Consider the following 8,993-nt stretch of genomic DNA (forward strand, 5'->3'; position numbering starts at 1 on the left):
ATGATGTATCATAGGATTTTTTTATAAAAACTCGAATTAACAGGTACGTTTTGTCTTGTTTAGTTTTCAAAGATCATATTCGTTATCGCTCAGAAGCGACTTTACTAATATAACATTCTATCAAGGTCAAGTCAACAACTTTTTTCTTCATGTTATTTATCAACCGCGCTGTTTTAGCGGCGAATACAAATATAACACCTTTTGAAAGAAGAAACAAGTATTTTTTCTAAATAATTTATTTTTCCTTATCTCTTCCTATATAATGCTACAAAAAGTGCTTATCGCAGTAATTCTCTATTGTTGATCCTGAAGGTCTCTAGTATATTTATAATAGATTGAAACTAAATAACCGCAGGGGGAGCTTTGTGCTGAGAGTGAACGATTCGTTGTTCTGACCCTTTGAACCTGTCAGTTAATACTGAAGTAGGAATGTGGAATCACTTGAATACATGTGTTGTATTCAAACCAATATGTTTTTCTATGAATAACATACTCATCCTTACACGGTCTCTCCTTGCTCAATTCATGAAAAAGGAGATTTTTTTATGCAGCAATCAAATCAACTAGTACGCCTTATGGAAATCGCGATTATGACTTCGCTTGCTCTTGTATTAGATTACTTATCAGGTCTCTTTTTAAGGATGCCGAATGGCGGGTCTATTGCACTGATCATGATTCCTGTCATTCTCATGTCTATTAGATGGGGAATGTCTACCGGGTTTATCATCGGTGTGTTAATTGCCGGCCTGCAGCTGATGAATAGCCCTATTATCGCTACACCTGTACAAGGATTTCTCGATTATTTCGTGGCATCTGTTGTCATTTGTCTAAGCGGGCTATTTTCAGGATTGATCAAAAAAGCAATTCAGGATAAAAAGCGAAAGAAACAATTCTTCTATATTATTCTATCCGTATTTGTCGCCAGCTTCTTTAGACTGCTGACGTTCTTTATTTCTGGCGTCGTATTCTTTTCGCAATATGCACCAAAAGGAACACCAGGATGGGTCTACTCTTTAATTTATAACAGCACGTATATGGTTCCATCTTTTATTATTTGCAGTATCGTTCTTTGTTTATTAATACCAAGTGCATCTCGTTTGGTTTTTCCTCATCAAAAATAACCTGCTGATTTCAGCTGGTTATTTTTTTATGCATAATTTGCTACTCTATGGAATCTATTAATAGTAGAAGATTTCAAGCTGGAGGTACGTCAATGAATCCTTACTCCATTATGCTGTGCTGCTATATTCTCAGTCTTGCTTACTTTTTGGCAGGTTTCTATGAAGCATTAAAAATAGCAGGCGTGAAAGGGAAAGTAGAAGCTACTCCTTTTATTTCTTATATTTTGCTTGCTACACTCTTCACCTTTTTTTCTCATTATTATTGGAAACTGACGATTTAATTCGTTGTACATGTTCATTTAATACAGGCAGCTCCCATCCATACCCTATTTCATCATGCTTCTCGCCAGCCAGCTCGAACTGGCTGGTGACGACAAAACTAGGCTGAAGCTTTTGATAAAATTGCTTCGCCGAATTCTGTTCAAATACCCATAGCATCATATTCTTATAACCCTTCTCTAATAAATAGTCCACTCCTTTTGCAATCAAAGCGATACCCGCTCCTGACTTTTGCTTCTGCTGTAATAAATAGATGGCGTAAAGCTCACCATCATATGTTGAATAGCGCTCATCACGTTGTTTTCCGAAGGAAGCAAAACCAAATACTCCATCAGCGTCTTCTACGATAAACGTACCTTCAAGCGATCTGCTTCTCCAGCTCTCTCTCCGCTCCTCTACATTTAAAGCATCCAAATACTCTTGTGAAATAATACCATGATAAGTCGTTTGCCAGCTCTTCACATGAATCTCGGCAATTTTAGGAATATCTTTATGTACTGCATGTCTAACCTTCATCTATGCCACCCCTTTATGCAAGTTCTCACTCTATCTTTATTATAATTTTTTAAAATTCAATTCGTAAAGGATAGCGGTCTTTAATCCAGGAACTGTATTTGGACCTCTCCCCATTATAGACATACCCCTTCCCTTCATTAGCTATGGTGAGGCCTCGATAGTGTTCATATGATATCCGCAGCCATTCTTGTGAATCTTTCTTCATATCAATCTCAATCTCAAGTAAAAAAGACACCTTCTGATAGAAAGTGTCTTTTGATGTTATTCTTCTATTTGACGATCAGCTATTTCCTTTTTTCTTGGCTCTTTGATTTCATTCGTTAGTTCTTGAATGCTTTGCTTCACATTGCCTTTGCCTGAAAAGTTCTCAATCATTTCTTTGACATCAATTCCAGAGGATGCTTTCAGGCTTTCTTGAAGGCTGGACATCAGATTTGTGGCATAGCCTGTGACTTTATTGGCACCGCTGCCTTCCCCGTTACCGCCTGTATCAACAACTGTAATTTTATCAATGTTAGAAAGTGGTGCAGATACTTGCTTCGCATATTCAGGAAGCATTTTCACAATCATATCAAGGATCGCTGCCTGACCATACTGTTCGAATGCTTCAGCAATTTTTTCTTTCGCTTCGGCTTCCGCAAGTCCTTTCAGTCTAATGACTTCTGCTTCTGTTTCCCCTTTCGCACGATCAGCTTCCGCTTTTGCCAGCCCGTCAATTCGGACTTTCTCAGCTTCTGCTTTCGCCATTGCTTCGATGCTGTATTTCTTCGCATCTGCTTCAGCGAGACGCTTCGCTTTTTCCGCCGCAGCCGATTGCTCAACAGCATAGCGGTCCGCATCCGCTTTCTTTTTCACTTCAGAATCGTATTGACGTTCACGACGCTGAATCTCTTTTTCTTCTAATTCAATTTGCTTCTGGCGTTCGATGATTTTCACTTGCATTTCTTGTTCAGTCACGTGCTGACGATTGCGAGCTGTTTCTAGATCATACGCTTGGTCAGCGCTTGCTTTCGCTGTATCCTGTTCCCGTCTGAATTCTGCTCTTTTCAGCTCATTGATTTTTTCTGCTTCAGCGATTTCGGTGGCACGCTCAAGCTCAGATTTCTTCGCATCTTTATCTGCCTCAGCACGTTTGATACGTGTTTCTTTATCCGCTTCAGCTGTTGCAATATCTGCATCACGTTTCACTTGAGCAATTCTTGGCTTACCTAGAGATTCTAAATAGCCATTTTTATCACGGACATCTTTAATGGTGAAGGACACAATGACGAGTCCCATTTTCGCTAAATCTTGAGAAGCGACACGTTGTACTTCTTGAGAAAACTTCTCTCTGTTTTTATAAATCTCTTCAACTGTCATTGATCCTAAGATCGAACGAAGGTGACCTTCTAGTACTTCTCTTGCTTCGTTTTCGCGGTCTTCTTTTGTTTTACCTAAAAACTGTTCTGCCGCAGTGGCGATTTCTTCAATCGATCCGCCAATTTTAATGATTGCGGTTCCATCGGCCATTACAGGTACACCTTGCTCGGTATAAACTTCAGGCGTTGAAACATCTAGCTTGCTCGATAGTAAGCTGAGCGGCTCTGCTTGTTGAAAGACAGGGAGTACGAAGGTACCGCCCCCTCTGACAATCTTAATCTTGTTTCCACCTTCATCCACATGGACATTTTTACTTCCTAGATAACTTCCTGTGACGATTAACGCTTCATCTGGACCTGCTGTCCGGTATTTTGAAACAAATACGCCAATAAGTGCAATAAGAAGCACAAGGACAATTCCGATGATAATCAAAATCGTTGTTCCTGGCATTGCATTCCCTCCTAGATTTCTTCATTTGGTATGACAGATAAAACACCTTTGTTCACTTCGACAACAAGCACGCGGGTTCCATACGGAATCTCCTCTTGATCGAAACTGACGGCTGGCTTTGAGATTTTCCCGCTATTACTAATTAACAGCACTTCTCCAAACCCGTCTTTTGGGACTGATACAATGATCTCCCCAGTTCTTCCTTTTAAATCGGCCTCCGTATATGAGAGAGATTCTTCAGCAGAGGAAAGCGGGACTAAGATAAATACATTTAAACAGGTCACTAGAACCACTGCGAGGATGGCAGATAATACCGCTCCAAGCCCACTTCCTACAATTGCTGTTTTTTCAGAGATAAACCCTCCTGCCGAGAAAAAGGTAAGAAATGCGAGGATCAATGTTGGTTGAAGGAATGGAACAGGAATCGCTTCAAACAATCCATCAAATACATCGCCGAAAAAGACGAAAACAAGTGTCAGGATTCCTGATATCATTAATATGTATAAATACAGCGTTTGAAGAGGCAGCCCAAACACATCCATCTTCCTCACCCTTTCATCATGAAATGAACAGCCTTTGTTTCGTTTAGACCATACTCACCTCCAATGTATTTCTTCTAGCAGGTAATACGAACCACTATTGTAAAGGTTTCATATTTCATCACAATTCTTCAAAGGAATTCTCTGATAGCTAAAGAATGATTGTCATATACCAGTATGATAAAATTTGATCTTGAGGTGATGAAAATGAGTTTATTACATGATGCAAGACAAGAATTGTGGCAGGAGCTGCAAGGGTTGAGCGAGGAACAATTAAACCAAAAGTTATCTGAAGATACTTGGAGTATTCAAGAGGTGGCAGATCATTTAAAGAAGATGGACTTAGTTGCAGCAAAGCATCTAGCTGCGGAGGGAAAAAAAGCACCGATTAAAGAATATGAGCCAAAACCGGTAGAAATGGCAGAGGATCGTTCAAGAAAAGCCACTGCGCCGAGTATTGTTGAGCCTGAGCAAAAGCATGTCACACCTACACATTTAAAGGATGAGCTTGATACAGCACGTGAGCAGCTCAATCAAATTTTATCAACGTTTACTGAAGATGATTTTAAACGTGTGATTGCACACCCTGTGTTTGAAGAGTTATCACTTAAGCAATATCTTGATTTTATCGGGGCGCACGAAAAACGTCATATTCATCAAATCAAAGAAATCAAAGCACAATTGTAAGGCATAAAAAGACTCTCTTTTGGGAGTCTTTCAGATTGTTGACAAAGGGCTAAAATGATCTTTATTTTAGCCCTTTGTCTGCTTTTCAGCGTGATAGAAAACCTTTGCAGTCTAAGATGGAGCGAATTTGAGATTCGTGAGCACCGGCACGCAGGGCTGACACAGAATGCGAGGATTTGTCTACACGCTGAAAGACTCCCTTCGATGGGGAGTCTTTTTTTGTCGTTAGACTGTTTTAGGTGTTAAATCAAAGCAGCGTGCATAAATCCAGTTGTATGCTTTTTCGTTTAGATCTCTTGGATTTCCAACTGTTTGCGGATCTTTCATCGCTTCTTTAGATAAACGGTCAATCATATCTTTTGATACACCTTGTTCTTCTAATGAAGGAACTTCTAGATCCTCCACTAAATCATACATCCAGTTCACAGCTGCTTTCGCTGCTTCCTCTGTTGACATTCTGCTTGTATCGATACCGAATGCTTGCGCAATTCGAGCGAATTTTTCCGGGTATCCTTTCCAGTTATACTCCATCACTGGTCCCATCATCGCTGCTACACACTGTCCATGCGCTACAGGAATAATGCCTCCGAGTGTTTGACTCATCGCATGTGCTGCACCAGCTGATTCACTTCCATAAGAAAGTCCTGCAAGCATCGCAGCTTGTGCCATTCCATATCTTGCTTCTAAATCCTCGCCGTCAGCAAAGGCACGGCGAATATAATGAGCAGCATATTCAATTGCCATGAGCGCCACCGCATCCGTAATTGGCTGAGCAAATTTCATTGTATAGCATTCGATGGCGTGCGCAAGTGCATCAATTCCAGTCATTGCCGTCACATGAGGCGGCATGGATACATGAAGCTCTGGATCAATCACTGTTAGGTGAGCTGCAATAAGCGGTCCCCCTGTATTGAATTTGAATTCTCTTTCTTCGTCAGTAATAACCGCCCACTGCGTCACCTCTGAACCTGTACCAGCCGTTGTCGGAATGGTGGTTAACGGAGGGATTCTATTTTCGAGCGGTTTTTTCCCATCTGCTGCTTCGTAATCAAGAACTGAGCCTTCATGAGTCGCCTCTACACCGATAGCCTTCGCTGTATCCATCGAGCTTCCGCCGCCTACTGCGACTAATCCATTACAGCCTTCTTTTTCATATAACGCTGAGCCTTCATTCACTAAACGTACTGGAGGGTTTGGCTCTACTTTATCAAATAGGACAACATCAATTTGCGCTTCTTTTAATGAAGCAACCACTGGATTCACAACACCCGCTTGATAAATACCAGGGTCTGTTACGAGCAATACCTTTGAGACGCCGTATGCTTTCACTTCTTCTCCAACATGTTTCACCGCACCAATGCCATGCTTGATAACAGTCGGAATTTCAAATGTATGGAATTTTTGCATGCTTTCAATTTTCATATTTAATGTCATATAGAATCTCCTCCAAATAAGTGTTGTTTATTTAAACCAATGAACCGCTTCAGGTTTTGTATTTCTATATAAATGTTTCAGTTCGGTATATTCTTCAAGACCCGTTCGGCCTAACTCACGTCCGAGACCTGATTGCTTATATCCGCCCCACGGTGCTTGAGCAAAATAAGGATGGAAGTCATTGATCCAAACAGTGCCTAACCTTAGCTGACGAGCAACTCTTTCCGCTTTTGCGATATCTGAAGACCATACCGCTCCTGCTAAACCATAAATCGTGTCGTTTGCCAGCTCGATGACTTCTTCCTCTGAACGGAAGGATTCGACAGTGAGTACTGGTCCAAAGACTTCTTCCTGTACAATCCGCATATCTGATGTACAGCCTGAGAAAATTGTTGGCAAGTAGAAGAATCCATTTTGAAGCTCCTCTGCTTCAGGACGTTTTCCGCCTGTTTCTAATTTTGCGCCTTCTTCTAGACCGATGCTGACGTATTTTTCTACTTTTTCTCGATGCTCAGCTGAGATAAGCGGCCCGCTCTGCGTTCCTTCATCAAAGCCGTTGCCTAGCTTGATTTTTTTCGTACGCTTCACCAGTTCTTCTAAAAATTCATCATGAATGGATTCTTCCACTAACAAGCGTGAACCTGCTGAACACACTTGCCCCGCATGGAAAAACACAGCATTCATTGCCTGGTCAACCGCTACGTCTAAATCAGCATCTTGAAACACAATATTCGGATTTTTCCCGCCGAGCTCAAGGGCGATTTTCTTCACATTCCCACTGGCTCCCTGCATGATTTTCTTGCCTGTTTCAATACCGCCTGTAAACGAAATTAAATCCACTTGATCGTTTACAGCAAGCTCATCCCCAACCGTTGTCCCAGGTCCAAGCACTAGGTTTGCAACGCCCGATGGTACGCCGGCTTCTTCCATAAGTTTGAATACTTTAATCGTGGTTAATGGTGTAATTTCACTTGGCTTTAAGACGATGGTATTCCCCGCTGCAAGAGCAGGAGCGATTTTCCAGCTTGCTTGAAGCAATGGATAGTTCCAAGGAGTGATTTGTCCGCATACGCCAACAGGCTCTCTAACTAGTTCACTTTTTGAGTTCGGAATTGGCGATGCAATAATTTCCCCGCCATCTTTGTCAGCAAGTCCTGCGTAATATTGGAACACGTTTGCAATATCGTCCATATCCGCCTTGCTTTCTTCTAATGTTTTGCCTGTATCAAGCGATTCTAATTTGGCTAGTTCATCAAGGTCACGTCTAATCAATTCAGCAATCTTAAACACAATATTTCCTCTTTCAAGTCCAGGCAGGTTTGCCCAATCACCTTGATCGAAGGCTTTTCTCGCTGCTTTAATGGCTAGCTGCGTGTCATTTCTTGATCCTTCACTGACTGTCGCGATCACTTCTTGATTGAATGGATTGATGATGTCCCGTGTGTCGCCGCTCTTGGCGCCAACCCATTGTCCATCTATAAATAGTGTTTGACTCATAGAAGGAACCTCCTCTGATTCTCTTTGGTAAGTTTGTTAAATAAAAATTTAATGTTTTGAACATAATTAACTTAACATGTTCAAATTTTTCTGTCAAAGGGAGATATGCTTCATTTTCTTTTGACATTTAGCATTCTTTCGTTAACATATAGTCCATAAAGATTTTTTTGAACGTATTGAATTCTCATAATAGAAAGCAGGGACAAGATGAAAAAGCATGAACAGCCACAAGCAGAAGAACGCATTTTAGCGGCTAAAGATCTAGTCATTGATTCCATAGCTGAAACGATGGATCTCTATGGTATTACAAGAAGTGCCGGTATCCTATATGGGACAATGTATTTAAATGAGGAAATGACGCTAGATGAAATGCGTGAAGAGCTGCAAATGAGTAAGCCAAGTATGAGTACGGGTGTGAAAAAACTTCAAGACATGAATATTGTCAAAAAAACCTTTCACCGCGGCCGAAGAAAACATAGCTTTGTTGCTGAGAAAGACTTTTTTAAGTTTTTCATGAACTTTTTCCCGCAAAAATGGGAGCGAGAGGTCGAAGTCAATTTAGCGGCGATTGAAGAAGCGCAAGAGCGCCTTCAAGATGTGGCTCGTGATGGGCAGATAGAGGAACATGTGAGAGATGAGGCGCAGCAGATCCTTGAACAACTTGAAAGCTCAAAAGCCTATTATGACTGGCTCAGACGATTAGCCCACTCTGTTCATTCCGGAGAAATCTTTGACTATATACCGATTAATCAGAAAGAAAAATAGACGACGTATTTTCGTTTTACAGCTTGAATTTTACAGGAGGATTGATTATAATAAATTATGTCGTAATACTTCGGGGCATTAGCTCAGCTGGGAGAGCGCTACGCTGGCAGGGTGAACGACATCACCCGAAGCAAACAGACGTTCTCTGAAAAAGACTGATTTAATAAGGTTCTATGATGAGCCTTTCTGAATAAAAATTTTCATTTCTGAACAAAACTGAAAGGGTTGGTCCCCAATCCGTCCCCATAAAAAAACAGACCCTGCAGGGTCTGTCAGATTGTAGAGAAACTCATGTTTTTCTACAATCTTTTTTATTTTTAACGTATGTATGAAGAATGAAATGTAT

Annotated in this window: 9 protein-coding genes and 1 riboswitch; of the genes, 4 read left to right on the plus strand and 5 right to left on the minus strand. The window is 41.0% G+C overall.

Going from position 1 to position 8,993, the window contains the following annotated elements; genetic code table 11:
- The first annotated feature begins 344 nt into the window (after window positions 1-344).
- Window positions 345-447, plus strand: a riboswitch (TPP riboswitch).
- A gap of 98 nt (window positions 448-545) precedes the next feature.
- Both thiT and R0K30_RS20790 read left to right on the plus strand, forming a co-directional pair.
- On the plus strand, window positions 546-1,121 hold the full coding sequence (thiT, locus tag R0K30_RS20785; RefSeq protein ID WP_099728759.1) for an energy-coupled thiamine transporter ThiT: 576 nt from the start codon (window positions 546-548) through the stop codon (window positions 1,119-1,121).
- Window positions 1,122-1,213: 92 nt separating this feature from the next.
- On the plus strand, window positions 1,214-1,402 hold the full coding sequence (locus tag R0K30_RS20790) for a hypothetical protein (RefSeq protein ID WP_099728760.1): 189 nt from the start codon (window positions 1,214-1,216) through the stop codon (window positions 1,400-1,402).
- Here the strand turns inward: R0K30_RS20790 and R0K30_RS20795 are convergent.
- From R0K30_RS20795 to R0K30_RS20805, 3 genes are all read right to left on the minus strand, one after another.
- The gene (locus tag R0K30_RS20795; protein ID WP_410612644.1) at window positions 1,362-1,916 is read right to left on the minus strand and encodes a GNAT family N-acetyltransferase; all 555 of its coding nucleotides are present in this window, start codon (window positions 1,914-1,916) and stop codon (window positions 1,362-1,364) included. The two genes, R0K30_RS20790 and R0K30_RS20795, sit on opposite strands and share 41 nt — an antisense overlap.
- A 261-nt stretch (window positions 1,917-2,177) precedes the next feature.
- Entirely contained in the window at window positions 2,178-3,725 is a 1,548-nt protein-coding gene (gene floT / locus R0K30_RS20800) for a flotillin lipid rafts scaffold protein FloT (protein ID WP_230030852.1), read from the minus strand.
- Between the two features lie 11 nt (window positions 3,726-3,736).
- Window positions 3,737-4,267: an NfeD family membrane protein gene (locus tag R0K30_RS20805; RefSeq protein ID WP_099728763.1), complete on the minus strand. Its 531-nt coding sequence runs from the start codon at window positions 4,265-4,267 to the stop codon at window positions 3,737-3,739.
- Between the two features lie 204 nt (window positions 4,268-4,471).
- Between R0K30_RS20805 and R0K30_RS20810 the strand changes: the two genes are divergently transcribed.
- Window positions 4,472-4,951, plus strand: coding sequence for a DinB family protein (locus R0K30_RS20810; protein WP_180275572.1), 480 nt, complete (start codon window positions 4,472-4,474; stop codon window positions 4,949-4,951).
- 225 nt (window positions 4,952-5,176) lie between these two features.
- Here R0K30_RS20810 and gbsB read toward each other — a convergent pair whose 3' ends face one another.
- Window positions 5,177-6,385 carry a choline dehydrogenase gene (gene gbsB, locus R0K30_RS20815; RefSeq protein WP_230030851.1) on the minus strand — a complete coding sequence of 403 codons (1,209 nt, stop codon included), beginning with the start codon at window positions 6,383-6,385 and terminating at the stop codon, window positions 5,177-5,179.
- A gap of 27 nt (window positions 6,386-6,412) precedes the next feature.
- Window positions 6,413-7,882: a betaine-aldehyde dehydrogenase gene (gene betB, locus R0K30_RS20820; RefSeq protein ID WP_099728766.1), complete on the minus strand. Its 1,470-nt coding sequence runs from the start codon at window positions 7,880-7,882 to the stop codon at window positions 6,413-6,415.
- 207 nt (window positions 7,883-8,089) lie between these two features.
- Between betB and gbsR the strand changes: the two genes are divergently transcribed.
- Window positions 8,090-8,647: a transcriptional regulator GbsR gene (gene gbsR / locus R0K30_RS20825; RefSeq protein WP_256498955.1), complete on the plus strand. Its 558-nt coding sequence runs from the start codon at window positions 8,090-8,092 to the stop codon at window positions 8,645-8,647.
- Window positions 8,648-8,993 lie beyond the last annotated feature (346 nt).

Origin of the sequence: Bacillus sp. SIMBA_154, assembly GCF_046536015.1 — a bacterium.
Taxonomy (GTDB): domain Bacteria; phylum Bacillota; class Bacilli; order Bacillales; family Bacillaceae; genus Bacillus; species Bacillus pumilus_P.

What these genes read in the sequence shown, in the direction of transcription:
- gbsR (WP_256498955.1), top strand. Translation starts at nt 8,090, where the DNA reads ATGAAAAAGCATGAACAGCCACAAGCAGAAGAACGCATTTTAGCGGCT.
- R0K30_RS20790 (WP_099728760.1), top strand. Translation starts at nt 1,214, where the DNA reads ATGAATCCTTACTCCATTATGCTGTGCTGCTATATTCTCAGTCTTGCT.
- floT (WP_230030852.1), bottom strand. Translation starts at nt 3,725, where the DNA reads ATGCCAGGAACAACGATTTTGATTATCATCGGAATTGTCCTTGTGCTT.
- R0K30_RS20810 (WP_180275572.1), top strand. Translation starts at nt 4,472, where the DNA reads ATGAGTTTATTACATGATGCAAGACAAGAATTGTGGCAGGAGCTGCAA.
- thiT (WP_099728759.1), top strand. Translation starts at nt 546, where the DNA reads ATGCAGCAATCAAATCAACTAGTACGCCTTATGGAAATCGCGATTATG.
- R0K30_RS20805 (WP_099728763.1), bottom strand. Translation starts at nt 4,267, where the DNA reads ATGGATGTGTTTGGGCTGCCTCTTCAAACGCTGTATTTATACATATTA.
- R0K30_RS20795 (WP_410612644.1), bottom strand. Translation starts at nt 1,916, where the DNA reads ATGAAGGTTAGACATGCAGTACATAAAGATATTCCTAAAATTGCCGAG.
- betB (WP_099728766.1), bottom strand. Translation starts at nt 7,882, where the DNA reads ATGAGTCAAACACTATTTATAGATGGACAATGGGTTGGCGCCAAGAGC.
- gbsB (WP_230030851.1), bottom strand. Translation starts at nt 6,385, where the DNA reads ATGACATTAAATATGAAAATTGAAAGCATGCAAAAATTCCATACATTT.